The organism is Pseudomonas sp. UBT (assembly GCF_050915955.1).
GTDB lineage: Bacteria > Pseudomonadota > Gammaproteobacteria > Pseudomonadales > Pseudomonadaceae > Aquipseudomonas > Aquipseudomonas antarctica_A.
In genome coordinates this window covers 4,808,853-4,833,521 of record NZ_CP168079.1, presented here as the reverse complement: position 1 = coordinate 4,833,521, position 24,669 = coordinate 4,808,853, and the positions used below count along the sequence as shown (strand labels likewise).

Sequence of the window (24,669 nt, the reverse complement as noted above, 5' to 3'; positions counted from 1 at the left end):
GAGTGGTCCATGGACGCTGCAGCGACCGGTAACGGCCGCGTTGCACTGGTGACGGGCGCGGCGCGCGGCATTGGCCTCGGTATCGCCGCGTGGCTGATCAGTGAAGGCTGGCAAGTGGTGTTGACAGACCTTGACCGCGAGCGCGGTTCCAAGGTGTCCAAGGTGCTGGGTGACAATGCCTGGTTTATTACCATGGACGTGGCGGATGAGAAACAAGTCGCCCAGGGCGTCGCCGAAGTGCTGGGCCAGTTCGGGCGCCTGGATGCGTTGGTGTGCAACGCGGCAGTGGCCGACCCGCGCAATATCACCCTGGAGAGCCTTGACCTGGCTTACTGGAACCGGGTACTGGCGGTGAACCTCAGTGGGCCGATGCTGTTGGCCAAGCACTGTGCGCCGTATCTGCGTGCCCACGGCGGTGCCATCGTCAACCTGGCGTCGACCCGCGCCCGCCAGTCGGAGCCCGACACCGAAGCCTACGCGGCGAGCAAGGGCGGCCTGCTGGCCCTGACTCACGCCTTGGCCATGAGTCTGGGGCCAGAGGTGCGGGTTAACGCCGTGAGCCCTGGTTGGATCGATGCGCGTGATCCTGCTGCTCGGCGTGCCGAGCCATTGACCGATGCCGATCACGCCCAGCATCCGGCGGGCAGGGTGGGTACGGTTGAAGACGTGGCGGCGATGGTGGCGTGGTTGCTGTCGCGTCAGGCGGGGTTTGTCACCGGGCAGGAGTTTGTGGTGGACGGTGGCATGAGCAAGAAGATGATTTACAGCGAGTAGGACCGGTAGCCGTCTTGAAGCAATTTTGTCTTTTTCAGAAAAACTTCAAGCGGGCTATTGACTTAGGTCCGCTACCTGCGTAAATTTCGCGGCCTCAACGAAGCAAAGGGTGATTAGCTCAGCTGGGAGAGCATCTGCCTTACAAGCAGAGGGTCGGCGGTTCGATCCCGTCATCACCCACCACTTCTTGAGAGTTTTGCTTCAGGGCAAGACGCAACGTTAAAGGTTGCACCGACGCGCAGCGGTAGTTCAGTCGGTTAGAATACCGGCCTGTCACGCCGGGGGTCGCGGGTTCGAGTCCCGTCCGCTGCGCCATATTTCCAGGTTCGACTTGTCGGGCTTGAGATCGAACAGCCAAGGCTGAACGATCAGATGTTTAAAGACGGTTGAGCGTTTACGCGCAGCCGGTCAAGCGATACGCAGCGGTAGTTCAGTCGGTTAGAATACCGGCCTGTCACGCCGGGGGTCGCGGGTTCGAGTCCCGTCCGCTGCGCCATATCTGCCTCAAGGCCCACTGAACGCCTTGGAGCACAAAGCAAGCGTTAAGCTTCTTTGATCCGATAGCAAAGACCCTGGTCGAAAGACCGGGGTTTTTTGTGTCTGCAATTTGGCTCCGGCTGTTCCTCGGTCAGAAATGTGGGAGTGGGCTTGCTCGCGAATACGGTTTGTCAGCTACATATTCAGTGGCTGACACACCGCCTTCGCGAGCAAGCCCGCTCCCACAATCAGGTAGGCTCAGAACCCCAACTTATCCCGCAGCCCGTAGTACCACGCGCCCAGCGCCGCAAACGGCGTGCGCAACAGTTGCCCACCCGGGAACGGGTAGTGCGGCAGGTCGGCAAACGCATCAAAACGCTCTGCCTGGCCTCTCAACGCTTCTGCCAGCACCTTGCCAGCCAGGTGCGTGTACGTCACGCCGTGGCCACTGCAGCCTTGGGAGTAATAGATGTTGTCGCCCAGGCGACCAACCTGCGGCAGGCGCGACAGGGTCAGCAGGAAATTACCGGTCCAGGCGTAGTCGATTTTCACATCCTTGAGCTGCGGGAAGGCTTTGAGCATCTTCGGGCGGATGATTGCTTCGATGTTTGCCGGGTCACGCGCGCCATACACCACGCCGCCGCCGAAGATCAGGCGCTTGTCGCTGGTAAGGCGGTAGTAGTCGAGCAGGTAGTTGCAGTCCTCGACGCAGTAATCCTGCGGCAGCAACGTCCTGGCCAGCTCATCGCCCAGCGGTGCGGTGGTGATGACCTGTGTGCCGCATGGCATCGATTTGGCCGCCAGCTCCGGCACCAGGTTCCCGAGGTAGGCGTTGCCCGCGACGATGATGAACTTGGCCCTGACCTTGCCCTCGGCGGTGTGCACCACTGGGTTGGCGCCGCGCTCGATGCGCACTGCCGCCGATTGCTCGTAGATTGTGCCGCCCAGCGACTCCACAGCCGCCGCCTCGCCCAGCGCGAGGTTGAGCGGATGAATGTGTCCGCCACTCATGTCCAGCAGGCCGCCGACATAGTTGTCACAGGCAACCACTTCGCGGATACGGCGCTCGTCCAGTAACTCCAGCTGCGTATGGCCGTAGCGCTCCCACAGTCGTTGCTGCGACTCCAGATGACCCATGTGCTTGCTGTTGAGTGCAGCGAACACGCCGCCGTCCTTCAAGTCGCACTGGATTTGGTACTTTGCCACGCGTTCACGAATGATCCTGCCGCCTTCAAACGCCATCTGCCCGAGCAGTTGCGCCTGCTTGGGGCCGACGCTGCGTTCGATCACGTCGATGTCGCGGCTATAGCTGTTGACGATCTGCCCGCCATTACGGCCCGAGGCGCCAAACCCCACTTTGGCGGCTTCCAGCACGGTGACGCGAAAACCGCTCTCCAGCAGAAACAGCGCGCTTGAAAGGCCGGTGTAGCCAGCGCCAATCACGCACACATCGGTTTCGACTTCACCTTGCAGTACCGGGCGCGGCGGAACCGCATTCGCGGATGCGGCGTAATATGACTGGGGGTAGGGGGTGTTCGCCATCCTGGAACCTCTGTTTTATATTTTTTACGAGTGCGCCGATCCTACCTGAGTTGAAAATTGCCTGCCAGCCACCCGAAAACCTCGGGTCTGCCCTGCGCGAATAAATAATTCGCATATTCATAGGGTTAGCTGCAAAAAAGATGTTGACACCCCTTCGGAATTCCGTAGAATGCCGCCTCACAGCAGGCACGTAGCTCAGTTGGTTAGAGCACCACCTTGACATGGTGGGGGTCGTTGGTTCGAGTCCAATCGCGCCTACCAAACAAAATCCGCTCTGCTGGGCGGTCTAGAAGGGCTCACCGAAAGGTGGGCCCTTTTTTGTTGTCCTCGATTTGACTAGGCATCCAATTTGAGCGCCTTCGTGCAGTGCTGAATAGCGTTGGATTCAAGCCGGCATGAGGGCAATCAGCGCAGGTGTTATGAGGGATCGACAAAATAGCCTATACCCGTACGGGCGCTTTTCACGCTACTGTTATAACGAATGTTTTGGTGAAGTCAGCCTAAGGAAAAGGCTGCGAGATAAAATAAAACTCGAATGTCGCGTGATAGGGGCTCGAAGGGAACAATGAGAAAAGACCTTAGTGTTGGATTGGATTTCACACGAATCATCGCTTGCTTAATGGTCGTTGTTCTTCATGTGTCCGCAACGGGCGTTGCCGAATTTAGTCATGACTGGGTTTATTTTAATGCGTATGACTCACTTGTTCGGGCGTGTGTTCCACTCTTCTTGATGTTGTCGGGTGCACTGTTGCTGGGCAGGGAAGAAGGGGTGACGCAGTTTTACACCAAGCGATTTTTACGCATCTTCCCGCCACTTATATTTTGGTCGGTGTTCTACGTGCTGTGGAAGGCCAGGTTGAGTGGTGATTACAGTGGGTTAAGTGCCTCATTGTTTTCCGTGCTCAAGGGGCCTGCTTATTTTCACCTGTGGTACCTGTATGCCTTGGTGGGGATTTATCTGTTTATTCCATTCATGTCGAAGATTTATCGACATTCCACAGACGCGGAGAAGATCACCTACCTCTCTATTTGGTTCGTCGTTGCCTGCGTGATTCCCTTAGTCGCTTACTTTTATCCGGGGATGGGTGACGTAGCCTCTGTGTACGGTCTTTCATCGTTTGTCGGGTTAAGTGGGTTTGTGTTTCTTGGCGCTTATGTGTTTGATCGGATCAAAACGCAGGTGAAGCAATCGCTTCTGGCGGATGCCGCAGGTTTTATCACGAGCGCCGTGTGCACCGCGTTGGCGACCTATTGGTTATCTCTGCGAGACGGCACGCCCAATCAACTGTTTTTTTCTTACCTTTCGCCTTTTGTCGTGGCGGGGGCTGTTTTCGGGTTTCGGCTATTGATGGGGCTAGGGACGCGACTGTCCAGATACGCTAAAACATTAAATGTGCTGGCAGGCTCTACCCTGGGCGTGTACTGCTTACATATCTTTGTGATGAACAGGCTGAGTATCGTTTATGGCCCCTTCATTGAAGGCCATTCGATGCTCTGGGTTATTCCTGCGCTGGTTTTCGCTATCTTCATCATGACGCTGGCACCTATATTTATTGCGCGCCAGTTCAAGCCCTTCAGGCATATTATTTAAGTGTCGGGCGCGAAGATGTCCGCCGCATGGGCTCCAGCGGCAGATGTGGAAGGCGGCTGTTACTGACTGATCAGCAGAACAGGGTAGCGACCGATAACAGGCAGATGATTTGAACAACCAACTGGCACCGTATTTCACCATTCGTTGTCGCCATACCTATTTGTCCGGCGTACATAGTGGCTCCCTCTTCGTTGGCAAAGTACCGTGAGCGGTGCGCGCAACGCGTGACCGCGTTATTGAGTATAGGTCTGGAACAGGATTTCGCTGTCGAACCGATCTGCGTGGATCAATACCGCGCTTTCAAATGGGTGCCGCAGCGCTGGAGGCATTGCCTGTGGGGCCGCAGCATTAAGAGGCCTGTAGTCAATCTGCACCGATTGTGAGGTGCTGCGCAAGCCGCAGTGACCCTGCATACTGACGGATGATTGAATTCAGCCCAGGGAGCAAACGATGGAATTGGCAATGGAAGTGTCGTTCGACGTGACGGCGCAGGAGCGTGAGGCCATCCTCAAACCGCTGAGGGCGTATAACCTCAGCCATACCGGTGCAATGGCATTTGAAACCGTCGGCATTTTGCTACGTGATCCCACTTCTCAAGAGGTGGTGGGCGGTCTATATGGGAAGATTTCCTACGGATGGTTGTTCGTTGAACTCTTGAGCATTCCGGACCAGATGCGTACTCAAGGAACCGGCACGCGTTTGATGGGCGCCGCTGAAGATCTGGCGCGTGAACGCGGATGTGCCGGGATCTGGCTGGACACCTTCAGCTTCCAGGCGCCGGACTTTTATCGCAAGCTGGGCTTCAGTGAGTTTGGTCATATCGCTGATTATCCGCCGGGTCATCAACGGCACTTTTTTCAAAAACGCCTGCGCTAAATCCCTGCACGGCGCCGGATCATCTGGCGCCAATCACCCACAAAATTTATTGGTTTGCAGCAACAATTTTTCTTGTTGGACACCCCCCGCCCCCAAGCAGCACAGTTGCCGCCACTGACGCTCGACCTTCCAGGTCAACAATAAAAACCGCGCCGGGCTGCACGCTACTTTCATGCTGTGAACCCTTTGTTCACATCCTGCTGTAATGGCGCCGCAGCGCGCATTCAAGGACCTCATCGTCATGCAAACTGTTGTGAACCTATGGCCGTTGATCGGCGTACTTGTCATCGTGGTTGGCTTCGTCTTGCGCTTCAATCCACTGTTAGTAGTCACCGCCGCCTCCATCGCCACAGGGCTTGCCGCCCACTTTCCGTTGGACAGAATCCTCGCCAGCATGGGCGAAGGTTTTCTTCAAACGCGCGCCCTGCAACTGATCTTGTTATTGCCCCTGGCAGTCATTGGCCTGTTGGAGCGCCATGGTTTGCGCCTGCACGCGCAGAACTGGATCGCTCGCTTTGAACGCGCCACCGTCGGGCGTTTGTTGATCATCTATCTGTTTGTACGCGAGTCCACGGCGGCGATGGGGCTCACCAGCCTGGGTGGGCATCCCCAAATGGTGCGGCCGCTGTTGGCGCCGATGGCCGAGGGCGCCGCCGAAAAGCGCTATGGCAAGCTGCCGGACACGCTGCGTCACAAGGTACTGGCCATGTGTGCGGCAACCGATAACGTCGGGCTGTTTTTCGGTGAAGACATCTTTGTCGCCTTCGGTGCGATTGCGCTGATGCATACCTTCCTGCTGGGTTCGGGCATAGATGTGGAGCCGTTGCACATTGCGGTGTGGGGCATCCCGACAGCGATTTGTGCCTTTATCATCCACGCGATTCGCCTGCATCGGTTTGACCGAAGACTCACCCGCGAGATGACGCCCGCCGTCACGCCCGTGGAGGCCGCGCAATGATCATCTCGATTGAATACCTGTACTGGCTTGCCGGCATTTTGTTGCTGATTACCGCAGGCATGATCCTGATGGATCGAACCCACCCCAAGCGCTGGTCCAGCGCCGCATTTTGGCTGCTGTTCGCTATACCATTCCTGGTCGGGGAGCACTTGCCGCCGATACTCATTGGCATTGGCGTCGTAGTGATGGCGTTGATCGCAGGTTTTGGCGGCGTCGGTCGAGGCGCACATGCCCAGTTGCATGACAAGTCTGCCCGTGCCAGTGCTGGTCGACTGGGCCACAAGCTGTTTATCCCGGCGTTGGCCATTCCCCTGACTACCGTGATTGGTTCGGTGTTGCTCAAGCACACCGAAATCGGTGGCGTGCCACTGCTGGACCCGAAAAACACCACCTTTGTATCCCTCGGTGTCGGTTGCCTGATCGCCCTCGGCCTGGCCTGCTGGTTGACCCGCGATACGCCTGTGCAAGCCTTGCGCGAATCCCGGCGCCTGACCGAAGCCTTGGGCTGGGCCATGGTGCTCCCGCAGATGCTGGCGATGCTCGGGCTTTTATTCAATGAGGCCGGGGTCGGCACGGCGGTTGCGCATGTGACTACCACCTACATCAACCTGGATTTCAAACTGGTTGCGGTGATGGTGTATGTACTGGGCATGGCCCTGTTCACCGTGATCATGGGCAATGGCTTTGCGGCTTTCCCGGTCATGACAGGCGGTGTTGGCGTGCCGGTACTGGTGGGTATCTATGGCGGTAACCCGGCGGTGATGGCGGCGATCGGTATGTTCTCCGGCTATTGCGGTACGCTGATGACGCCTATGGCGGCCAACTTCAATATCGTGCCGGCGGCGTTGCTGGAGTTGCCGGACAAGAACGCAGTGATCAAGGCGCAACTGCCGACCGCCTTAATGATGCTGGTCGTCAATATTGTCCTGCTCTACCTGTTGATGTGAGGCCAAGATGCAAACTTTACTGCTGACGGGCTTCGAGCCCTTTGATCAAGACCCGGTCAACCCGGCCTGGGAGGCGGTGCGCCAGTTGGATGGCGTGCAACTGGGCGAGGGTGTGCAGATTGTTGCGCGTCTGCTGCCTTGTGCGTTTGCCACGGTGGGGCAGTGCCTGGCTGGGCTAATCGCCGAATTGCGCCCGGCGATGGTGATTGCCACGGGTCTCGGGCCTGGGCGTAGTGATATCTCCGTGGAGCGAGTCGCGATCAACGTTAACGACGCGCGCATCCCCGACAACCTGGGTGAGCAACCTATCGATACGGAGGTCGTGGTCGACGGGCCGGCCGCCTACTTCAGCACGCTGCCGATCAAGGCTATGGTCAAGGCGATGCGCGAGGCTGGGATTGCGGCGTCGGTTTCGCAGACGGCGGGCACATTTGTGTGTAATCAGGTGTTTTACCTGCTGCAGCACGCGCTGGTCGGTACGGACGTTCGCAGCGGGTTTATTCATGTACCGAACCTGCCGGAGCAAGTCGCAGGCAGTGGGCAGGCTTCGATGCCGTTAGTGACGACAGTCGAGGGGCTGCGCGTAGCCGTACGTGCGGCATGGAACACTCAGGTTGATTGGGTGCAAACCGGTGGGCAGATCAGTTGATCTGCCTTAGCCGTTCAACAGTCGGGTCAGGCCGACGGTAATGGCGCACGCGAGCCCGGTCATTGCGAACGCGGTAGCGACGTACCATTTGATGAGATTCAGCTCTGTGGTCGCCAGGTCCGCCTTGGTGGCGAAGTGCTTTTCCATGGAGTCTGCCCTGCTCGAAACGGCGAATAGCTTCTCTTTCATTTCAGCCAGCCCTTTTTCCAGTAAACCCAAGCGTTTTTCCATGCCCGAACCTCCGTCATTGCCTCCACCGGCTCTACCTTGAGCCGGGATGTTCAGTGTGTTCGCCCAACCTAGCCGATATTGTTTTTTCTCCAAAGCGTGACACCTTTTTTGGTTGAAGTGAGAGAGCGCTTGGGAACGAAGATTAGTACCAGTTCGGGCCGACCGTGAGCGACAAACCTTTGCAAAATACCACCAAGGTTCTCGCCTGGGAGGTCAGGCTTCCCGCCGTGGAAAGAACAACTCAAAACACGTCACCCCTGCCTCACTGGTAACGCTGTAGCGACCGTTATGCAGCAGCATGATCGTTGCGACAATCGATAGCCCCAACCCGTTGGACTGGGCCGAGCGTTCCCGCGACTCATCCACTCGGTAAAACCGTTCGAACAGGCGCGGCAAATGCTCGGCGGGTATGTTTTCACCCCGATTGCTGACCCGCAGGTTGATGCCATCGGCATCTGGAACCGCCTGAATCAAAAGTTCTGAACGGGGGGCGCCGTACTTGATAGCGTTTGCACACAGATTGGCCAGTGCACGACGCAATAACATCGGTTCAGCCCAGATCACACCGTCACCCTCGGCGAGAATGCTGATATCCACGTCGCTCGCCAACCCTTCGAAGTAGTCAGCCATACGCTCCACTTCCTCCGCCGCACTCAGCTCCTGGCGCTGGCGCAGGGCGCTGGCCGGGTCGGTGCGGGCGAGGAACAGCATGTTGTCGAGCATCCGCGCCAGGCGTTCGAGCTCTTCGACATTGGAGGCCAGCAGTTGCTGGTAGCTTTCGATGCTGCGGCTCTGTTGCAGGGCGACTTGCGTTTCGCCCAGCAGATTGTTGATCGGCGTACGCAGTTCGTGGGCCATGTCGGTGGACACCTGGCCCAGCTGCACGAAGCCTTTGGCCAGTCGCTCGAGCATGGTGTTGAAGGCGTCGATCATCGGCAGCAGTTCTTTCGGCGCACCGTGGCTGTCGAGTCGTTCAGCCAGGTTGCCCACGCCGATGCCTTGGGCGTGTTTGGCCAGGCGCCGCAACGGCAAAAGCCCGCGGTGCACCAGCAGGTACCCCACCAATGCGAGGATGATTGCCGCAACGGTTGCCAGGATAAACACACTCAGGCGATAGCTGGCGAGCATGGCGGTGCGTTCAGTCATCAGGCGCCCGGTGGTGACTTGCAGGCTGCCCAGGTCACCGGAGTCGATGGATGCGGCCACGGTGGCGAAAGGCACGCCATTTACACCGGGCAAATGGTGCACGTCGGAAAAGCCCAGCTCGTGGTCTTTTGGTACGGGGGGCACGGACGGCATTTCAATGTTGCCTGGGTTGACCAACAGCAACGGCTTTTGCCCCGGCGCCGCGATGCTCAGCACCGACTCGCTGTTGCCCAGCATGTTCTTGAACAGCTCTGGCTTGGTCTTGATCAGGTCCAGGGTATTGCTGTCGTTGAGCAGGTTGCGTAACTGGTCGGCGCGATAGATCAGGGCAGCATCGTCACGTTTGATCAGTTCACGCTCAAGTTCGCGATACAGCGCAACGCCCAGGGTGGCCAGCAGGGCGAAGGCGAGCAGAGCGAAGATCAGCGCCAGGCGCAGAGTCAGCGAGTAGTGCCGGCGGCGGTTCATGGCTGTATATCGAAGCGGTAGCCGATGCCCCGCACGCTGTGAATTAACTTGAGCTGGAATGGGTCATCGATTTTCAGACGCAGGCGTCGTACGGCGACGTCGACCACATTGGTGTCGCTGTCGAAATTCATGTCCCAGACCCGCGAGGCAATCATCGAGCGTGACAACACCTGATCCTGGTGGGTGGCGAACAGGTGCAGCAGGGCGAATTCCTTGTTGGTCAGGGTAATGCGTGTACCCGCACGGGTGACCCGGCGTTTCAGTACATCGATTTGCAGGTCGGCAATGTGCAGTTGCTCTTCTTCGCGACTCGGGCCGCGGCGGGTCAGGGTGCGTAAACGCGCGACCAACTCGGCGAAGGAGAAGGGTTTGATCAGGTAGTCATCAGCACCCAGTTCCAGGCCCTTGATACGGTCGGCAATGTCATCGCGGGCAGTCAGGAACAGTACCGGCGTGTCAGCCTCCTTGCGCAGGCGCCGCAGCACTTCCCAGCCGTCCATTTTTGGCATCATCACGTCCAGCACGATCACGTCGAATGGCGTTTCCAGCGCCAGGTGCAACCCGTCCACGCCGTCACGGGCGAGGCTCACCGAGTAACCCAGTTCCTGCAGGCCATTGAGCAGGTAATTGCCGGCCTTGGGTTCGTCTTCGACTACGAGGATGTTCATGGGAAGTGCCCTGGTTCTAAGCGTTGCGCAAGTGTAGCCCGATCAATTGTCACTGGCGCAGCCAATGCCCTGAACCTGATAGTCCAGCACATGCTCGCGACCCTGATGGTCCAGGTAATCGAGGCGGGCGGGGACGATACCGCACTGGCCGTAGGTGTCGGTGCTCGACAGGACTTTGTCGACATCCAGGTGCACGAAGAAGCCGGTCTTGTCGTGGATCACGTTGGTGGCGGGGGTTGTGTCGGCTGCGAACGCTGAGCCGGTGGCAAGTAAGGCGCTGAAGCCGAGGATAAACAGTTTCATGGTGGTCTCTCTCTTTAAAGGGTTGGCTGCCAGCTCCTGGCAGTGAGTTCACAGTAACCAGGCACCTCAAACAGCCAACCAACAGGATCATGACAAGTTCGTAATGAACGGTTTAAGGCTGACGGCCGGACGCTTCGAGGATCAGGTCAGTGATTTCCTTGGCGTGGGACACCAGCGACAAGTGGCTCGACGGCAGCTCGATGGTGGTGGCGTTCATGCGCTTGGCGAGAAATCGCTCCAGGTCCGGGTTGATGGTCTGGTCATTGCTCGACACGGCGTACCAGGACGGCTTGGTGTGCCAGGCCGCATTGACGGTGCGGCCGCTGAAAAGGGTCTTGGCAATCGGTTGTTGTACCGCGTACAGCTGCAGCGCCTTGGCGTGCGGTACATCGGCGGCGAAGTACTTCAGGAAGGCGTCCTGGTTCAGGATGAGGTAGCCGTCGTGCTCAACAACACCGGCTCGCACGGGCATGCTCGGGTACTTGGCAGCAAGGGCGACGAAGTCTTCGTTGGCGTCCGGTGCACGGGCTGCCACATACACCAGGGCGCTGACTTTCGGGTTCGCCCCGGCGTCGCTGACCACGGTACCGGCGTAGGAATGGCCGACCAGCACGGTAGGGCCGTCCTGTTGGTACAGCACGCGATTGGTCGCGGCGACGTCATCGACAACCGATGTCAGCGGGTTCTGTACGGCGGTCACGTGCAGGCCGGCGGCCTGGAGGCGGGTGATGACTTCTGACCAGCTTGAGCCGTCAGCCCAGGAACCGTGCACCAGCACCACGTTGTCGGCTTTGACCGGTGCGACGGTGCCGGCCATGGCGGTGCCGGTACCCAGCATCAACAGGCTGGCGGCAATCAGGCAGAGTTTGCTTGCAGGTTTCATCGTGCGGCCCTTCATCTTCAGTGGGAAGTTGTGCCACCCGATGTGGGTGACTGACGACGCCACTGTAGGAAGTGAGGGTGCTGACAAGACTTACAGGTTGATGACAAACCTGTAATGCAATCGCTTGGTTAGCAGCGCGGCGCTGGCGTTTACAAGCGAGGAGGTGATCCGTAGATTGCATCGGGTCGATTATTTGTTAATGCCCAAGAGGAATCCACGCCGTGTCCGTCCGAGGTTCAGCCGTATTTGCCCAACGTTACCGCGCCTTTCTGTTCGATATGGATGGGACCCTGCTCAACTCTATTGCGGCCGCCGAGCGTGTATGGAGCACTTGGGCTGAGCGCCACGGGCTGGATGTGGCGGCCTTCCTGACCACCATCCATGGCGCACGCGCTATTGACACCATCACCCGTCAAGCATTGCCAGGTGTGGACCCTGAAGTTGAAGCGCAGTGGATCACCGAAGCGGAAATCAACGATGTCGAGGGGGTCGTGGCGATTTGCGGCGCTGTCGAGTTTCTGAACGGCCTCCCTGGCGATCAATGGGCGCTGGTCACCTCTGCACCCAGGGAACTGGCGTTGCGCCGCCTGACTGCTGCGGGCATTGCACCGCCGGCAGTGTTGGTGACGGCTGAAGATGTTGTCAGCGGTAAGCCTGACCCCGCCTGTTATGTGCTGGGGGCGCAGCGTTTGGGGGTGCCGGTGCGGGAGTGCCTGGTGTTCGAGGATGCGAGCGTGGGTATTCGAGCCGGGGAGGCGGCCGGTGCGGATGTAATGGTGGTGACCTCTACTCACCTGACGCCCATGGCCACCGCGCATGCCACCATCCACGACTATGAGCAGTTGCAGGTCCGGCGCGACGGTGAGGGCCTGCTGAGTTTGCAGGGTCTGGCGGGCTGAAATGAAAAAGCCGAGCCGTTACCGGTCTCGGCCTTATTCGCGAGGGATGTGATCAGGCGGCGCCTGTAGCCGGCTGCTTCTCATTCCCTGGCGGGACATCACCATTTCTCTGAGGATTTCATTGGCAAGCCGGGCAATCGCTTCGGCACCGCGATAATTCGCCCGCACGATTCCGGTAATCGCGAAATGGTCGGTTTCCGGGCCACTGAGGATGGCAGAAAGGGTGCCGTCAGCGTGCAACGTACACGTGATCTTGTAGCTGGGCAGGCGCGCTGCCAGTGCCGATTCGATTTGGCATTTGCTGAGGCTGTCCATCTGCTTTAACGCCTTTGACTGACCGTGCAAGCCAAGCATAGATCCTGCTGCAAGGCTGTAAATACCGGCGATCCGATAGCGGATTACCGGCCCTCATCGTGCGGCTTTCTGCGGGAGACGTTGCGCGGCGCGTTGGCACAATTTGCGCAAAATGGCCTTTTGGAGGGGCTGAAGGCAGAACGCGAACAGGTAGCCAGACAAGAAGAGCGCCAGGTCCAGCCACGAACGTTTGCCGGGGTCGCTGATGCCTTCAATTTCGAACCTCACGCCATATCCCAACGCCACGAAGACCAGCCCTATCAGCAGGGCGATCCCCCAGGACTTGGAAACAAGTGGCTGCTTTGCGGTTGGCCTCATCGACGTGCTCCTGAACGCACTCGGATGGCAGGATAATAGTCAGGAGATTCGGCTGCGAATTAAGCAACAAGTTCCAGGCGCCAAGACAGTTTCATCTTGCAGCGACGCTGAACGTGTCAAGCGCGCGGATCGCGCAAGAAAGCGCGAACAGTCTGAAGGGATTTCGCCAGCCGTTACAGTGAACGAAAAGGCTGGCTACTGAGTGGGGCGTCAAGGAGTCTGGTTTTTGTCCGGAGCCGTGAGGCCGGCCTGGATGCGCTGGTAAATCTCCTCGCGATGCACGGCAACGTCCTTGGGGGCGTTGATGCCGATTCGTACTTGCTGGCCGCTGACGCCCAGGATGGTGATCGTAATGTCATCACCGATGTTTATGCTTTCACCAACTTTTCGGGTGAGTATCAGCATGGACTTCTCCTTGATTACTTTTAAGGGCACATGTTTCAGACAGGGCACGTGTCGGATGTGTGTAGCTTACTGCTAAGCGCTTCCCTGTGACTGCCTCTTTTAGGACGCATAGAGGCGACATTAATTCCCATGGCGGCATCATACAGGTCTGCGGTACATCATTCGCATTGTTTAAGCCAACGTTTATGACGGCCAGAATAGACAGTGAATGATAAAGTTGCCTCTTTATCCTTAAAGGAGCAGGGCAGTGCGTAAAGTAGCGATGGCAATTGCGGTGTTGGCATTGGCCGGTTGCGGTGAAGGTAAACCGGTCGACGCCCCCAAGGCCAAGCCTGCCGTGACCGAGAGCCAGCCTCAAACCGGGGTGATTGCCGCTCAGGAGTGGGACGTATGGGTAGGCCCGCCAGACCACAAACTGCAGGCGCTCACCGACTTGACCGCCTGGCTGCTGGAACATGGTTTCAATTTTTATATCGTGAAGACAGACGGTAAGGACGAGGTATTGCTGGGCCCATTCGCCAGCAAGGCCGAAGCTGAAGCCAAGCAGGCCCTGTTGACCGAAAAGCTGGCACGCGCCAAGAAAAATGATACCGAGTCGCAGGTCATCGAGCACAAGACTGCGCAGTGACCGGCAGGTTGGGCGGCAGTCCCGCCCATTTTCAGCCGCAGGCTTTCAGGTTCACCGGGCCGACAAATTCGTTACCGCGCCCCATTACACACGCCACGGTCTGGTTGCGCTGACGCTCCCAAGGTTGCACGGGGTAGGTCTTGTTCCAGGCTTCATACAGCTGGCGGTCCTGTTTTGACAGGCGCAAGCCGTATTGTTTGCTCATATAGAAATACGTTCGGGCGATCATCCCGCGAATGGACGGGCGGGGCATGACCTTCTTGGCCTTGAAATCCACCTGGGTCAGGCACGAGCCGTATTGCCCGCGTTGCGCCGGCAGCCATCCAAAACTGAAGTTGTTACGGTCGCCATTGACCTCGCCGATGCTCGGCACCAGGTTGTGCAGGTCCGCCTCGGCGCGCTTGAACACGTCGTCGTAGCGCGTACAGTTTTTGCGCCCACCGGTTTGCCAACACTGGCGCTGATGCCCGATTTGCCAGGCTGGAACGATGTGTTCCCATTCGATGCGTGCAGCGCGGTTGGCATTTTTGCGTGGGATGTAACCGCAGGCTTTCAAATCCACACGGTTGCCGTTGTATTTGCAGCCGCAGTAGAACTCCGTGGATTGTGGTGCGTAGAGCTTCCAGGCGACTTTCTTCGCCTCGCCGAATGTTCGAGGCGCCTGAGCATGAGCAGTAGCGGCAAAAAACAAGCAAAAAACAGCAATAAAACGGGCACTCATTGAATCAATCTTCCTTCGGCACAACCCAGAAAATCTGCACGCCGCCATCATCCCGATAGGCGAGGGTGACGTTGTCGTTCTCCGCGATTTCTTCCAGCAAGCGCTCCCATTCCTCCTCCGGCTCGTCCGGCAAACGGAAGATCAGGGCGGCCTTGGCTTTTTGGGCGTTGGTCGAATTGATGATTTTTTGCACACGAACGGCGAGGCGTGCATAGGCGTCAGGCGGGGTTGGCGCTGCAGAAGTAGACGTTGCCACGGAGTATTCCTTAGTGTGCTGTACGTGCATACAGTATTTAACTGTTACGAATTTCGCAACTGCTTAATATTCAGGAAGTTCGTTTGACGGTCATTCAGGCAGAGGGCTGTAGCGAGGAGAATCTGTACCGGAGGGGCGAGCGGGGAGGTAGAGGCAGGCGAGCCCGCCTCTACAGGTGTCGCTAGCAATCAATATTCCCAGAACATCCGTTGCAATTCTTTGCTGTCCTGAGTCTTGGTCAGGGCAACCATTGCCAGAATTCGGGCTTTCTGTGGATTAAGGTCATGTGCGGCAACCCAGTCGTACTTGTCGTCAGGCTGTTCGGCATTACGCAGAACGAACCCGCCGGCATTCACGTGGGAAGAACGAATGATTTGCACGCCTTGCTTGCGCAGTTCCTGCAGGGCAGGGACTACTTTGGAAGACACCGAACCGTTACCGGTACCGGCATAGATGATGGCTTTGGCGCCGGCCTGGGCCAGGGCCTTGACGGCGGTGTCGCTCACGTTGCCGTAGCCGTAGGCGATTTCCACGTCCGGCAGGCTTTTGATGGTCTTGATGTCGAACTCTGAATCCATGGTGTGGCGCTTGGCAGGCAGGCGGAACCAATAGGATTTGCCTTCAACGACCATGCCCAACGGGCCCCACGGGCTTTTGAACGCTTCGGTCTTGATGTTGATCATTTTGCTGACGTCGCGACCCGACTGGATTTCGTCGTTCATGGTGACCAGTACGCCCTTGCCGCGAGCGTCTTTGCTGCCGGCGACAGCCACGGCGTTGTACAGGTTGAGCATGCCGTCAGCCGACATGGCGGTACCTGGACGCATTGAGCCGACGACTACGATTGGCTTGTCGGTCTTTTCCACCAGGTTCAGGAAGTAAGCGGTTTCTTCGAGGGTGTCGGTACCGTGGGTGATTACGATGCCGTCCACGTCCTTGCTGTCAGCCAGTTCGGCAACGCGGCGACCCAACTGCAGCAGGTTTTCGTTGTTGATGCTTTCGGACGCAATTTGCATCACTTGCTCGCCGCGTACATTGGCGATCTGGCTAAGCTCAGGAACACCAGCGATCAATTGCTCGATACCGACTTTGGCCGCCTGGTAGGTGGCGCTGTTGGCGGCGCTGGCGCCGGCACCTGCAATGGTGCCGCCAGTGGCGAGAATCACCACGTTGGACAGTTTGGTCTTGGTTTCAACTTCCTTTGCCTGGGCGGCAACGGGGAACAGCAGCAGTAGGGCTAGAGCGCCCGGAACGAAGGTTTTCAGTGCAGATTTCATTATTTTTCTCTCTGGTTTTTGATGAGTGCGGTAGCAGGTTCATCTAGAACACCCGGGCGATTCTGAATGCCGCGAGGTGCTGAGAAAGAGCAGGATTTGTACCAGGCTGATGGTGGCCGAACATATAAATTAACGTGTTGATTTAAAACAACTTAAATTGATTTTTTAGAGGGGGATGAGGGGCGGTTGTCCGGCTTTCCGAACAGTGAGGGGCTATTGCGTTCGGTTGTCCGAAAACCATGATGGAATATTCATGGAGGCGTGTATGACGGTGGTGTCACTGCCTGTCGTTTTGGAGAGCGGTCGGGCAAAGGCAATGTTTAATCACATCAGCGGTACGATGAAAGGCCCGGGCCAGATGAAAGGCAGATTTCCGTCGTTGACAAATCTCGGCAAGGTTCTCATAGTTTGACTAACGCAAACGTTTGCGAGATGTTTCACGCAGCGCTCCCTGAGTATCGTGAAAACTCGTATCAGCCACCCGGGTGGGAGGGCTGCCGAAGCGTTCTTCGGTGCAAGCGTTGCTTACAATAATCATAAGATCGGAGTGAACCCATGAAGCTGCCATTTGCTGGACGTCTTCTTGCTGTCGCTGTGCTTGCTGCCGCATCCGCTGCTCTACCTCTCTCCTCTGCATTCGCTGATGACGCCGCCGCCAAACCCAAGGTCGGCCTGGTGATGAAATCCCTTGCCAACGAATTTTTCGTGACCATGCAGGACGGCGCCAAGGAATACCAGAAGGCGCATTCCGCTGATTTCGACATGATCACCAACGGGATCAAGAACGAAACCGATACCAGTGCGCAGATCGATATCGTCAACCAGATGATCCTCGCCAAAGTAAACGCCATCGTGATCGCCCCCGCCGACTCCAAGGCATTGGTCACTGTGCTGAAGAAAGCCTCTGATGCTGGCATCAAGGTCGTCAACATCGACAACCGCCTTGATCCGGACGTACTGAAAAGCAAAAACCTCACTATCCCGTTTGTGGGCCCGGACAACCGCAAAGGCTCCAAGCTGGTGGGTGACTACCTGGCCAAGCAACTGACCTCGGGTGACAAGGTCGGCATCATCGAAGGCGTGCCGACCACCACCAACGCCCAGCAGCGCACCGCAGGCTACAAGGATGCGATGGACGCCGCCGGCATGAAGATCGTTTCCACCCAATCGGGTAACTGGGAAATCGACCAGGGCCAGAAAGTGGCCTCCGCCATGTTGAGCGAATACCCGGACCTCAAGGCGCTGCTGGCCGGTAACGACAACATGGCACTGGGTGCAGTCTCCGCGGTACGTGCGGCAGGCAAGGCCGGCAAAGTGCTGGTGGTGGGCTACGACAACATCGAAGCCATTAAACCTATGCTGCAGGACGGCCGTGTCCTGGCGACTGCCGACCAAGCCGCTGCTCAGCAAGCTGTGTTCGGTATCCAGAACGCGCTCAAGCTGGTCAAGGGTGAGCAAGTCGATGCCAAAGACGGAGTGATCGAAACCCCGGTCGAACTCGTCCTCAAGAAGTAATCCTGGTAGCACCCAACAGCGCCCGCTCGTCCTGAGCGGGCGCCTGGAGATTTTTCTTATGTCATCTTCCGCCCCGAACGCTGTCCTCTCGGTCAGCGGTATCGGCAAGACCTATGCCCAACCGGTTCTGTCCGACATCACCCTTACGCTCAATCGCGGGGAAGTGCTGGCGCTGACTGGTGAGAACGGCGCTGGTAAAAGCACGTTGTCGAAAATTATCGGCGGGCTGGTCACGCCGACCACCGGGCACATGCAGTTCAATGGCCAGGATTACCGCCCCGGCAGTCGCACCCAGGCTGAAGAGCTGGGCGTGCGCATGGTTATGCAGGAACTCAACCTGCTGCCAACGCTGACCGTGGCCGAAAACCTGTTTCTGGATAACCTGCCCAGAAACTGTGGCTGGATCAACCGCACGCAACTGCGCAAGGCTGCGATCGAGGCGATGGCCCAAGTCGGCCTCGACGCGATCGACCCGGACACCCTCGTCGGGAGCCTGGGCATCGGCCATCAACAAATGGTCGAAATCGCCCGCAACCTGATCGGCGACTGCCATGTACTGATCCTCGACGAACCCACGGCCATGCTCACCGCCCGTGAAGTCGAGATGCTGTTTGAGCAAATCACCCGCCTGCAGGCCCGGGGCGTGGCGATCATTTATATTTCACACCGGCTCGAAGAACTGGCTCGTGTCGCGCAGCGTATTGCGGTTTTACGCGACGGCAAGCTGGTCTGCGTCGAGCCGATGGCCAATTACAACAGTGAGCAACTGGTCACCTTGATGGTCGGTCGTGAGCTGGGTGAACAGATCGACCTGGGGCCACGCACCATTGGCGGTCCGGCCCTGACGGTGAAAGGGCTGACCCGCTCGGACAAGGTCCGCGATGTGTCCTTTGAAGTGCGTGCCGGGGAGATCTATGGCATCTCCGGCCTGATCGGCGCGGGCCGTACCGAATTGTTACGCCTGATTTTCGGTGCCGACCTGGCCGACAGTGGCACGGTGGCCCTGGGGGCGCCAGCGCAGGTGGTGAGTATCCGTTCGCCGGTCGACGCGGTGGCTCATGGCATTGCTCTGATTACCGAAGACCGCAAGGGTGAAGGCCTGCTGCTGACCCAATCCATCAGCGCCAATATCGCTCTGGGCAACATGCCGGAAATTTCCGGCGGCGGCGTGGTGAACAGCCGGGACGAAACTGCCCTGGCCAAGCGCCAGATTGACGCCATGCGCATCCGCAGCTCAAGCCCCGCACAGTTGGTGTCCGAGCTGTCGGGCGGCAACCAGCAGAAGGTCGTGATCGGCCGTTGGCTGGAGCGCGATTGCGCGGTGATGCTCTTTGACGAGCCAACCCGCGGTATCGACGTCGGCGCCAAGTTCGACATTTATGCGTTGCTCGGCGAATTGACGCGCCAGGGCAAAGCGCTGGTAGTGGTGTCCAGCGACCTGCGGGAGCTGATGCTGATCTGCGACCGCATCGGCGTGCTGTCTGCCGGGCGCCTGATCGAGACCTTCGAGCGCGACAGCTGGACCCAGGACGAGTTGCTCGCCGCCGCCTTTGCCGGCTATCAAAAACGTGACGCGCTGCTGAACGACGCAGCGCTTAGGGATACCCCATGAAAACAACAAACTCCCCGGGTAAAACCGGCGGCAACTTCTACGGCCTGGGTACTTATCTGGGACTGGCCGGTGCCTTGCTCGCAATGATTGCGCTGTTCTCGGTACTCAGCGATCACTTCCTGTCCTATGACACCTTCAGCACCCTGGCCAACCAGATTCCGGACCTGATGGTGCTGGCGGTCGGCATGACGTTCATCCTGATCATCGGCGGTATCGACCTGTCGGTGGGCTCGGTGCTGGCATTGGCCGCATCGGCAGTCAGCGTGGCGATTCTCAGCTGGGGTTGGGGCGTATTGCCAGCGGCGGTGCTGGGCATGGGCTGCGCAGCATTGGCGGGTACCATCACCGGTTCGATTACCGTGGCCTGGCGCATTCCGTCATTTATCGTATCTCTCGGCGTGCTGGAAATGGCCCGTGGCGTGGCTTACCAGATGACCGGTTCGCGCACCGCCTATATCGGTGATTCGTTTGCCTGGTTGTCCAACCCGGTTGCCTTCGGTATTTCGCCATCGTTTATCATTGCTTTGCTGGTAATCGTTGCCGCTCAGTTGGTGTTGACCCGTACTGTATTCGGCCGTTACCTGATCGGTATCGGCACTAACGAAGAGGCGGTGCGCCTGGCCGGGATCAATCCCAAGCCCTACAAGATCCTGGTGTTCAGCCTGATGGGGCTGTTGGCTGGCGTGGCGGCACTATTCCAGATTTCGCGCCTGGAAGCGGCGGACCCGAATGCCGGCTCCGGCCTTGAGTTGCAGGTGATCGCGGCGGTGGTGATCGGCGGTACCAGCCTGATGGGCGGGCGCGGCTCGGTCATCAGTACGTTCTTCGGTGTGTTGATTATTTCGGTGCTGGCGGCCGGCCTTGCGCAGATCGGTGCTACAGAGCCTACCAAACGCATCATCACCGGTGCCGTGATCGTGATTGCCGTGGTCCTCGACACCTACCGCAGCCAGCGCGCCAGTCGGCGGGGCTGAACCATGGCAACGATCAAGGATGTGGCGGCGCTCGCAGGTATTTCCTACACCACCGTGTCCCATGTGGTTAACAAGACGCGGCCGGTCAGCGAGCCTGTGCGGATCAAGGTTGAAGCAGCGATCAAGCAGTTGGACTATGTGCCAAGTGCGGTTGCGCGCTCGCTCAAAGCCAAGACCACTGCCACCATTGGCCTGCTGGTGCCCAATAGCCTTAACCCGTATTTTGCCGAACTGGCCCGGGGCATCGAGGATTACTGTGAGCGTAATGGTTATTGCGTGATCCTCTGCAACTCCGACGATAACGCTGAGAAGCAGCGCAGCTACTTGCGCGTATTGCTCGAGAAGCGCATCGACGGCTTGATCGTGACCTCGGTGGGTGGTGACGACAGTGGCCTTGCTGCGGGTTTGAGTGCGGTGCGCACGCCCATGGTCATTGTCGACCGTGCGCTGGATGGCATTGATGTCGACCTGGTGCGTATCGACCACGAGGAGGGCGCTTACCTGGCGACCCGGCACTTGCTTGAACTGGGTCACCGGGACATCGCCTGCATTGGTGGCCCCGGTCACACCCGTGTGGCGCAAATGCGGCTTGCGGGCTATCACCGCGCGCTGCGTGAGGCGGGCGTGGATGTAGCGGCCAGTCGCACCCTGGAAAGTGACTTCACCAGCACCGGTGGTTATGCCGCTGCGGTACAGTTGCTGTCGGAAAACCCGCCAAGTGCGATTTTCGCCAGTAACGACATGATCGGTTTCGGTGTATTACGTGCGGCAGCCGAGCGCAATATTCGTGTGCCGGGTGAGCTGTCGGTGATCGGTTTTGACGACATTCAAATGGGCCGCTACGTTTACCCCGCGCTGACCACGGTCGGGCAGTCAATCGTGCAATTGGGCGAGACGGCCGCCGAACTCTTATTGCGACGAATTGCGACACCCCAACTGCCGATCGATCAGCGCATCGTGACGCCAAGCATTGTTTTACGTGAGTCGACGGCGCCGTTTGCGGGTGTGTTCGCCCAATACCGCTGAACCGAATTGATGAGTACTGATGTATGCCAGCAAAAGTAGTGGTAATAGGCAGCTTGAACATGGATTTGGTCACCCGCGCCAGTCGCTTGCCGCGCGCCGGTGAAACCCTGATTGGCCAAACGTTTTCCACCGTCCCGGGCGGCAAGGGCGCCAATCAGGCGGTCGCTTCGGCGCGCCTGGGCGCTGATGTGGCGATGATTGGATGCGTCGGCACGGACGCCTACGGCACTCAATTGCGCGACGCGTTGCTGGTGGAGGGCATTGATTGCCAGGCCGTCAGCTCGGTCGACGGCTCAAGCGGCGTGGCATTGATTGTGGTGGATGACAGCAGCCAGAACGCGATTGTAATCGTTGCGGGAAGCAACGGTGAGCTGACGCCCGCTTCGTTGCAGCTGGCCGATTCGGTGTTGCAGGCGGCCGATGTGATCGTCTGCCAATTGGAAGTACCCATGGACACCGTGGGCCATGCTCTCAAGCGCGGTCGTGAACTGGGCAAGACGGTGATCCTGAATCCAGCACCGGCCAGTGGCCCGTTGCCCGCGCAGTGGTACGCCTCGATCGACTATCTGATTCCCAACGAAAGCGAAGCCGGCGCATTAAGTGGCGTGACGGTCGATTCCCTCGACAGCGCCAAGGTCGCTGCGACGCAGTTGATCAAGGCGGGCGCCGGCAAAGTGATCATCACTCTGGGGGCGCAGGGTGCGCTGTTTGCCGATGGCAACGGCTTTGAGCACCTGGTGGCGCCAAAGGTCAAGGCAGTGGATACCACGGCTGCCGGTGACACCTTCGTGGGTGGTTTTGCCGCCGCGCTCGCCAACGGTAAAAGCGAAGCCGAGGCCATTCGCTTTGGTCAGGTCGCCGCAGCGCTGTCGGTCACTCGCGCCGGCGCGCAACCCTCTATCCCTGTATTGCAGGACGTTCAAGGTTTTATACCCTCATGAAAAAGACACCTCTGCTCAATATCGCCCTGTCGCGCGTGATCGCGTCCCTCGGTCATGGTGACATCCTGGTGATTGGCGATGCCGGCCTGCCGGTGCCGCCGGGCGTCGAGTTGATCGACTTGGCGCTGACCCAGGGCATTCCTGATTTCATCAGTACCCTGCGCATTGTGCTGAGCGAAATGCAGGTGGAAAGCCACGTGTTGGCGGAAGAAATCCTGCTCAAGCAGCCACCTGCGCTCACGGCACTCAACACCCTGACTGAGCAGGCTGCCCTCGGCGAGCGCCGCCTGCTCAGCCACGAAGAATTCAAGCAGCTCAGCCGCAAGGCCCGCGCCGTAGTGCGCACTGGCGAGTGCCAGCCTTATTGCAATATCGCGCTGGTGTCCGGCGTAACCTTCTAGAGTTTTCCTACGACAAGGAGTGTTTCATGCAACGTGGTCTTCCAACCCTGAAAAACCTGTTTCGGAGTGTCCTGCTTTTGTCCGCGCTCACAGCAGCCAGCGCCCAAGCGGCGGAAAAAATCGACCTGATCATCGATACCGACCCAGGTGCCGATGACGTAGTAGCCTTGCTGTTTGCCATGGCCTCTCCGGAGGAACTGAGCATTCGTGCGCTGACCACCGTTGCCGGTAACGTGCGCCTGGACAAGACTTCCCGCAACGCACGCCTGGCTCGTGAGTGGGCAGGGCGTGAGGAAATTCCTGTGTACGCAGGCGCGCCAAAACCGATGCTGCGCACGCCGATTTACGCTGAGAATATTCACGGCAAAGAAGGTATTTCCGGTGTCACCGTACACGAGCCAAAAAACGGCCTGGCTGAAGGCAATGCTGTCGACTACCTGATCAAAACGCTCAGCACTGCCAAGCCACACAGCATTACCATCGCCATGCTCGGCCCACAAACCAACCTGGCGCTGGCGTTGACCCAGGCCCCGGAAATCACCCAAGGCATTAAGGAAGTGGTGGTGATGGGCGGTGCGCACTTCAATGGCGGCAATATCACACCGGTGGCCGAATTCAATTTGTTCGCCGACCCTATCGCCGCTGAAATCGTGCTCAAAAGTGGCGTCAAGCTGACCTACCTGCCACTGGACGTGACCCACAAGGTGCTGACCAGCGAAGCGCGCCTGAAGAAAATCGCGGCGATTAACAACAACGCGAGCAAAGTGGTTGGCGACATTCTCAATGAATACGTCAAAGGCGACATGGAGCACTACGGCATCCCGGGCGGTCCGGTACACGACGCTACCGTCATTGCCTATCTGCTCAAGCCGGCACTGTTCAGTGGGCGTGAGGTTAACGTGGTGGTAGACAGTCGCGAAGGCCCGACCTTCGGCCAGACCATCGTCGATTGGTATGACGGCTTGAAGCAGCCGAAGAACGCGTTCTGGGTTGAGAACGGCGACGCCCAAGGCTTCTTCGATCTGCTGACCGAGCGCTTGGCGCGCCTGAAGTAATGTGTTTGCCGGTCGGCGCTCGCCGGCCGGTTCTTATTCGCGCTCGGGCTTGTGTGCGCCCATGTGATCGGCCGGGTATTTCTCGAATATCTGGCCGATGAAGGCTTGCGCGGCCTGAGTGCCGAGTTCCTTGACCAGCAGGTCGATTCCGATGATTGCCAACTCCTCCGGGCTTCCGGGGCTGTAGGAGCTCTGTCCTTGAGGCCACTTGGCTTTGATGTCGGCTTGGAGGGTTACAGTGGTCATGGGGGGCTCGCGGGGTTTGAAGTGCTGGGCAGTGCGCTGGCACGCGGTTTTAGTCGCGGCAGTTAACCATTTTTGCAGGGTGTTTGGCACTGCTACTTAGGCATGAGGCGCTTCGGGTTGAGGCAGGCGCTGTGCGACACTATTGCTCAATTCAATTGCCGGGGAACACCAGGTGCAGATCGATTTGAACAACCCCGATAACGTCACGCTGGAGGCTGTCCGTCAGTTGCTCGCCAGTGCCAGTGATGACGAGCATACCCAGTTACGGGTGACCAAGGCCGGTATCGCGTATATCTCCTCCGGGAAGGCCGTAGGCGGTGTCGAGATCGATGGCTTGCTGTTTCGCCTGGAAACCTGGGCGAAAGGTTCGGGTTATGTCGGTAAAGTCGCGGCCAGTGATGAAGTCTGGGTCATGCAGATTTTCAATGCGCTCACGCAGAATTGGCCAAACCCACCGTTTGACTACATCGACATCTACTGAGTGCGTTCATATCTGGTGACGATTGACTTGGCGAATGCTCGCCCTGA

The 24,669-nt window shown here is 58.4% G+C and carries 29 protein-coding genes and 4 tRNA genes; 20 read left to right on the top strand and 13 right to left on the bottom strand.

What is annotated here, in order from left to right; all coding sequences use genetic code 11:
- Positions 1 to 9 precede the first annotated feature (9 nt).
- The 4 genes from ACDZ94_RS22305 (at position 10) to ACDZ94_RS22290 (ending at position 1,270) form a co-directional block, all read left to right on the top strand.
- Positions 10 to 774 carry an SDR family oxidoreductase gene (locus ACDZ94_RS22305; RefSeq protein ID WP_082895925.1) on the top strand — a complete coding sequence of 255 codons (765 nt, stop codon included), beginning with the start codon at positions 10 to 12 and terminating at the stop codon, positions 772 to 774.
- Positions 775 to 881: 107 nt separating this feature from the next.
- A tRNA-Val gene (locus ACDZ94_RS22300) sits at positions 882 to 957 on the top strand.
- Between the two features lie 55 nt (positions 958 to 1,012).
- A tRNA-Asp gene (locus tag ACDZ94_RS22295) sits at positions 1,013 to 1,089 on the top strand.
- Between the two features lie 104 nt (positions 1,090 to 1,193).
- Positions 1,194 to 1,270, top strand: a tRNA-Asp gene (locus tag ACDZ94_RS22290).
- A gap of 239 nt (positions 1,271 to 1,509) precedes the next feature.
- Here the strand turns inward: ACDZ94_RS22290 and ACDZ94_RS22285 are convergent.
- On the bottom strand, positions 1,510 to 2,793 hold the full coding sequence (locus ACDZ94_RS22285; protein ID WP_064453240.1) for an NAD(P)/FAD-dependent oxidoreductase: 1,284 nt from the start codon (positions 2,791 to 2,793) through the stop codon (positions 1,510 to 1,512).
- Positions 2,794 to 2,977: 184 nt separating this feature from the next.
- On the opposite strand from ACDZ94_RS22285, the gene ACDZ94_RS22280 reads away from it, so the two are divergent.
- The 6 genes from ACDZ94_RS22280 (at position 2,978) to pcp (ending at position 7,814) form a co-directional block, all read left to right on the top strand.
- Positions 2,978 to 3,054: transfer RNA gene (locus ACDZ94_RS22280), tRNA-Val, on the top strand.
- A gap of 304 nt (positions 3,055 to 3,358) precedes the next feature.
- Positions 3,359 to 4,384, top strand: a complete 1,026-nt coding sequence (locus ACDZ94_RS22275; protein ID WP_167353708.1) for an acyltransferase — start codon at positions 3,359 to 3,361, stop codon at positions 4,382 to 4,384.
- 450 nt (positions 4,385 to 4,834) lie between these two features.
- The gene (locus ACDZ94_RS22270) at positions 4,835 to 5,260 is read left to right on the top strand and encodes a GNAT family N-acetyltransferase (RefSeq protein WP_262665553.1); all 426 of its coding nucleotides are present in this window, start codon (positions 4,835 to 4,837) and stop codon (positions 5,258 to 5,260) included.
- 241 nt (positions 5,261 to 5,501) lie between these two features.
- Positions 5,502 to 6,218 carry a DUF969 domain-containing protein gene (locus ACDZ94_RS22265; protein ID WP_064454981.1) on the top strand — a complete coding sequence of 239 codons (717 nt, stop codon included), beginning with the start codon at positions 5,502 to 5,504 and terminating at the stop codon, positions 6,216 to 6,218.
- Positions 6,215 to 7,165: a DUF979 domain-containing protein gene (locus ACDZ94_RS22260; protein ID WP_262665551.1), complete on the top strand. Its 951-nt coding sequence runs from the start codon at positions 6,215 to 6,217 to the stop codon at positions 7,163 to 7,165. The genes ACDZ94_RS22265 and ACDZ94_RS22260 overlap by 4 nt, the downstream gene beginning before the upstream one ends.
- Before the next feature lie 7 nt (positions 7,166 to 7,172).
- Positions 7,173 to 7,814: a pyroglutamyl-peptidase I gene (gene pcp, locus ACDZ94_RS22255; RefSeq protein WP_064453238.1), complete on the top strand. Its 642-nt coding sequence runs from the start codon at positions 7,173 to 7,175 to the stop codon at positions 7,812 to 7,814.
- A 6-nt stretch (positions 7,815 to 7,820) separates the two neighbouring features.
- Here the strand turns inward: pcp and ACDZ94_RS22250 are convergent, their stop codons facing one another.
- From ACDZ94_RS22250 to ACDZ94_RS22230, 5 genes are all read right to left on the bottom strand, one after another.
- Positions 7,821 to 8,045, bottom strand: a complete 225-nt coding sequence (locus tag ACDZ94_RS22250) for a hypothetical protein (protein WP_064453237.1) — start codon at positions 8,043 to 8,045, stop codon at positions 7,821 to 7,823.
- 213 nt (positions 8,046 to 8,258) lie between these two features.
- Positions 8,259 to 9,659 (bottom strand): heavy metal sensor histidine kinase, encoded by a 1,401-nt coding sequence (locus ACDZ94_RS22245; protein WP_432750840.1) that lies wholly within the window; start codon positions 9,657 to 9,659, stop codon positions 8,259 to 8,261.
- Entirely contained in the window at positions 9,656 to 10,327 is a 672-nt protein-coding gene (locus ACDZ94_RS22240; RefSeq protein WP_064453235.1) for a heavy metal response regulator transcription factor, read from the bottom strand. The genes ACDZ94_RS22245 and ACDZ94_RS22240 overlap by 4 nt, the downstream gene beginning before the upstream one ends.
- 42 nt (positions 10,328 to 10,369) lie before the next feature.
- Positions 10,370 to 10,630 carry a DUF2790 domain-containing protein gene (locus ACDZ94_RS22235; RefSeq protein WP_407016118.1) on the bottom strand — a complete coding sequence of 87 codons (261 nt, stop codon included), beginning with the start codon at positions 10,628 to 10,630 and terminating at the stop codon, positions 10,370 to 10,372.
- A gap of 112 nt (positions 10,631 to 10,742) precedes the next feature.
- Complete coding sequence (locus ACDZ94_RS22230) at positions 10,743 to 11,513, bottom strand: alpha/beta hydrolase (protein ID WP_432750839.1); 771 nt, start codon at positions 11,511 to 11,513, stop codon at positions 10,743 to 10,745.
- A gap of 221 nt (positions 11,514 to 11,734) precedes the next feature.
- Between ACDZ94_RS22230 and ACDZ94_RS22225 the strand changes: the two genes are divergently transcribed.
- A complete protein-coding gene (locus tag ACDZ94_RS22225) occupies positions 11,735 to 12,412 on the top strand; it encodes an HAD family hydrolase (protein ID WP_064453233.1) in 678 nt (225 codons plus the stop codon).
- 33 nt (positions 12,413 to 12,445) lie between these two features.
- On the opposite strand, the gene ACDZ94_RS22220 is transcribed toward ACDZ94_RS22225, so the two are convergent.
- The 3 genes from ACDZ94_RS22220 to csrA all read right to left on the bottom strand — a co-directional run bounded on the left by ACDZ94_RS22220 (position 12,446) and on the right by csrA (position 13,489).
- Entirely contained in the window at positions 12,446 to 12,727 is a 282-nt protein-coding gene (locus ACDZ94_RS22220; protein ID WP_221295247.1) for a hypothetical protein, read from the bottom strand.
- A 93-nt stretch (positions 12,728 to 12,820) separates the two neighbouring features.
- A complete protein-coding gene (locus tag ACDZ94_RS22215; RefSeq protein WP_432750838.1) occupies positions 12,821 to 13,084 on the bottom strand; it encodes a hypothetical protein in 264 nt (87 codons plus the stop codon).
- 210 nt (positions 13,085 to 13,294) lie between these two features.
- A complete protein-coding gene (gene csrA, locus ACDZ94_RS22210; protein WP_003192511.1) occupies positions 13,295 to 13,489 on the bottom strand; it encodes a carbon storage regulator CsrA in 195 nt (64 codons plus the stop codon).
- Between the two features lie 262 nt (positions 13,490 to 13,751).
- Here csrA and ACDZ94_RS22205 point away from each other — a divergent pair, with 262 nt between their 5' ends.
- Positions 13,752 to 14,117 carry an SPOR domain-containing protein gene (locus tag ACDZ94_RS22205; RefSeq protein WP_064453231.1) on the top strand — a complete coding sequence of 122 codons (366 nt, stop codon included), beginning with the start codon at positions 13,752 to 13,754 and terminating at the stop codon, positions 14,115 to 14,117.
- A 31-nt stretch (positions 14,118 to 14,148) separates the two neighbouring features.
- Here ACDZ94_RS22205 and ACDZ94_RS22200 read toward each other — a convergent pair whose 3' ends face one another.
- The 3 genes from ACDZ94_RS22200 to ACDZ94_RS22190 form a co-directional block, all read right to left on the bottom strand.
- Positions 14,149 to 14,838: an endonuclease gene (locus tag ACDZ94_RS22200; RefSeq protein WP_407016120.1), complete on the bottom strand. Its 690-nt coding sequence runs from the start codon at positions 14,836 to 14,838 to the stop codon at positions 14,149 to 14,151.
- A gap of 4 nt (positions 14,839 to 14,842) precedes the next feature.
- Positions 14,843 to 15,094 carry a DUF1654 domain-containing protein gene (locus ACDZ94_RS22195; protein ID WP_208604440.1) on the bottom strand — a complete coding sequence of 84 codons (252 nt, stop codon included), beginning with the start codon at positions 15,092 to 15,094 and terminating at the stop codon, positions 14,843 to 14,845.
- Positions 15,095 to 15,282: 188 nt separating this feature from the next.
- Complete coding sequence (locus ACDZ94_RS22190; RefSeq protein WP_064453228.1) at positions 15,283 to 16,371, bottom strand: asparaginase; 1,089 nt, start codon at positions 16,369 to 16,371, stop codon at positions 15,283 to 15,285.
- Between the two features lie 555 nt (positions 16,372 to 16,926).
- Between ACDZ94_RS22190 and ACDZ94_RS22185 the strand changes: the two genes are divergently transcribed.
- The 7 genes from ACDZ94_RS22185 to ACDZ94_RS22155 are packed head-to-tail and all read left to right on the top strand — an operon-like array spanning position 16,927 to position 23,895.
- On the top strand, positions 16,927 to 17,886 hold the full coding sequence (locus ACDZ94_RS22185) for a sugar ABC transporter substrate-binding protein (protein WP_128587341.1): 960 nt from the start codon (positions 16,927 to 16,929) through the stop codon (positions 17,884 to 17,886).
- Positions 17,887 to 17,944: 58 nt separating this feature from the next.
- Positions 17,945 to 19,498 (top strand): sugar ABC transporter ATP-binding protein, encoded by a 1,554-nt coding sequence (locus tag ACDZ94_RS22180; protein ID WP_221295245.1) that lies wholly within the window; start codon positions 17,945 to 17,947, stop codon positions 19,496 to 19,498.
- Complete coding sequence (locus ACDZ94_RS22175; RefSeq protein ID WP_053257061.1) at positions 19,495 to 20,472, top strand: ABC transporter permease; 978 nt, start codon at positions 19,495 to 19,497, stop codon at positions 20,470 to 20,472. Before ACDZ94_RS22180 ends, ACDZ94_RS22175 begins: the two co-directional genes overlap by 4 nt.
- A gap of 3 nt (positions 20,473 to 20,475) precedes the next feature.
- On the top strand, positions 20,476 to 21,498 hold the full coding sequence (locus ACDZ94_RS22170) for a LacI family DNA-binding transcriptional regulator (RefSeq protein ID WP_064453224.1): 1,023 nt from the start codon (positions 20,476 to 20,478) through the stop codon (positions 21,496 to 21,498).
- A gap of 23 nt (positions 21,499 to 21,521) precedes the next feature.
- A complete protein-coding gene (gene rbsK, locus ACDZ94_RS22165) occupies positions 21,522 to 22,439 on the top strand; it encodes a ribokinase (protein WP_064453223.1) in 918 nt (305 codons plus the stop codon).
- Positions 22,436 to 22,840, top strand: coding sequence for a D-ribose pyranase (gene rbsD, locus ACDZ94_RS22160; protein WP_221295243.1), 405 nt, complete (start codon positions 22,436 to 22,438; stop codon positions 22,838 to 22,840). The genes rbsK and rbsD overlap by 4 nt, the downstream gene beginning before the upstream one ends.
- 26 nt (positions 22,841 to 22,866) lie before the next feature.
- A complete protein-coding gene (locus ACDZ94_RS22155) occupies positions 22,867 to 23,895 on the top strand; it encodes a nucleoside hydrolase (protein WP_064453221.1) in 1,029 nt (342 codons plus the stop codon).
- Between the two features lie 33 nt (positions 23,896 to 23,928).
- Here ACDZ94_RS22155 and ACDZ94_RS22150 read toward each other — a convergent pair whose 3' ends face one another.
- Entirely contained in the window at positions 23,929 to 24,141 is a 213-nt protein-coding gene (locus ACDZ94_RS22150; RefSeq protein ID WP_064453220.1) for a hypothetical protein, read from the bottom strand.
- 172 nt (positions 24,142 to 24,313) lie between these two features.
- Here ACDZ94_RS22150 and ACDZ94_RS22145 point away from each other — a divergent pair, with 172 nt between their 5' ends.
- Positions 24,314 to 24,622: a hypothetical protein gene (locus ACDZ94_RS22145; RefSeq protein ID WP_221295241.1), complete on the top strand. Its 309-nt coding sequence runs from the start codon at positions 24,314 to 24,316 to the stop codon at positions 24,620 to 24,622.
- Positions 24,623 to 24,669 lie beyond the last annotated feature (47 nt).

What these genes read in the sequence shown, in the direction of transcription:
- ACDZ94_RS22305 (WP_082895925.1), top strand. Translation starts at nt 10, where the DNA reads ATGGACGCTGCAGCGACCGGTAACGGCCGCGTTGCACTGGTGACGGGC.
- ACDZ94_RS22285 (WP_064453240.1), bottom strand. Translation starts at nt 2,793, where the DNA reads ATGGCGAACACCCCCTACCCCCAGTCATATTACGCCGCATCCGCGAAT.
- ACDZ94_RS22275 (WP_167353708.1), top strand. Translation starts at nt 3,359, where the DNA reads ATGAGAAAAGACCTTAGTGTTGGATTGGATTTCACACGAATCATCGCT.
- ACDZ94_RS22270 (WP_262665553.1), top strand. Translation starts at nt 4,835, where the DNA reads ATGGAATTGGCAATGGAAGTGTCGTTCGACGTGACGGCGCAGGAGCGT.
- ACDZ94_RS22265 (WP_064454981.1), top strand. Translation starts at nt 5,502, where the DNA reads ATGCAAACTGTTGTGAACCTATGGCCGTTGATCGGCGTACTTGTCATC.
- ACDZ94_RS22260 (WP_262665551.1), top strand. Translation starts at nt 6,215, where the DNA reads ATGATCATCTCGATTGAATACCTGTACTGGCTTGCCGGCATTTTGTTG.
- pcp (WP_064453238.1), top strand. Translation starts at nt 7,173, where the DNA reads ATGCAAACTTTACTGCTGACGGGCTTCGAGCCCTTTGATCAAGACCCG.
- ACDZ94_RS22250 (WP_064453237.1), bottom strand. Translation starts at nt 8,045, where the DNA reads ATGGAAAAACGCTTGGGTTTACTGGAAAAAGGGCTGGCTGAAATGAAA.
- ACDZ94_RS22245 (WP_432750840.1), bottom strand. Translation starts at nt 9,659, where the DNA reads ATGAACCGCCGCCGGCACTACTCGCTGACTCTGCGCCTGGCGCTGATC.
- ACDZ94_RS22240 (WP_064453235.1), bottom strand. Translation starts at nt 10,327, where the DNA reads ATGAACATCCTCGTAGTCGAAGACGAACCCAAGGCCGGCAATTACCTG.
- ACDZ94_RS22235 (WP_407016118.1), bottom strand. Translation starts at nt 10,630, where the DNA reads ATGAAACTGTTTATCCTCGGCTTCAGCGCCTTACTTGCCACCGGCTCA.
- ACDZ94_RS22230 (WP_432750839.1), bottom strand. Translation starts at nt 11,513, where the DNA reads ATGAAACCTGCAAGCAAACTCTGCCTGATTGCCGCCAGCCTGTTGATG.
- ACDZ94_RS22220 (WP_221295247.1), bottom strand. Translation starts at nt 12,727, where the DNA reads ATGGACAGCCTCAGCAAATGCCAAATCGAATCGGCACTGGCAGCGCGC.
- ACDZ94_RS22215 (WP_432750838.1), bottom strand. Translation starts at nt 13,084, where the DNA reads ATGAGGCCAACCGCAAAGCAGCCACTTGTTTCCAAGTCCTGGGGGATC.
- csrA (WP_003192511.1), bottom strand. Translation starts at nt 13,489, where the DNA reads ATGCTGATACTCACCCGAAAAGTTGGTGAAAGCATAAACATCGGTGAT.
- ACDZ94_RS22205 (WP_064453231.1), top strand. Translation starts at nt 13,752, where the DNA reads ATGGCAATTGCGGTGTTGGCATTGGCCGGTTGCGGTGAAGGTAAACCG.
- ACDZ94_RS22200 (WP_407016120.1), bottom strand. Translation starts at nt 14,838, where the DNA reads ATGAGTGCCCGTTTTATTGCTGTTTTTTGCTTGTTTTTTGCCGCTACT.
- ACDZ94_RS22190 (WP_064453228.1), bottom strand. Translation starts at nt 16,371, where the DNA reads ATGAAATCTGCACTGAAAACCTTCGTTCCGGGCGCTCTAGCCCTACTG.
- ACDZ94_RS22185 (WP_128587341.1), top strand. Translation starts at nt 16,927, where the DNA reads ATGAAGCTGCCATTTGCTGGACGTCTTCTTGCTGTCGCTGTGCTTGCT.
- ACDZ94_RS22180 (WP_221295245.1), top strand. Translation starts at nt 17,945, where the DNA reads ATGTCATCTTCCGCCCCGAACGCTGTCCTCTCGGTCAGCGGTATCGGC.
- ACDZ94_RS22175 (WP_053257061.1), top strand. Translation starts at nt 19,495, where the DNA reads ATGAAAACAACAAACTCCCCGGGTAAAACCGGCGGCAACTTCTACGGC.
- ACDZ94_RS22170 (WP_064453224.1), top strand. Translation starts at nt 20,476, where the DNA reads ATGGCAACGATCAAGGATGTGGCGGCGCTCGCAGGTATTTCCTACACC.
- rbsK (WP_064453223.1), top strand. Translation starts at nt 21,522, where the DNA reads ATGCCAGCAAAAGTAGTGGTAATAGGCAGCTTGAACATGGATTTGGTC.
- rbsD (WP_221295243.1), top strand. Translation starts at nt 22,436, where the DNA reads ATGAAAAAGACACCTCTGCTCAATATCGCCCTGTCGCGCGTGATCGCG.
- ACDZ94_RS22155 (WP_064453221.1), top strand. Translation starts at nt 22,867, where the DNA reads ATGCAACGTGGTCTTCCAACCCTGAAAAACCTGTTTCGGAGTGTCCTG.
- ACDZ94_RS22150 (WP_064453220.1), bottom strand. Translation starts at nt 24,141, where the DNA reads ATGACCACTGTAACCCTCCAAGCCGACATCAAAGCCAAGTGGCCTCAA.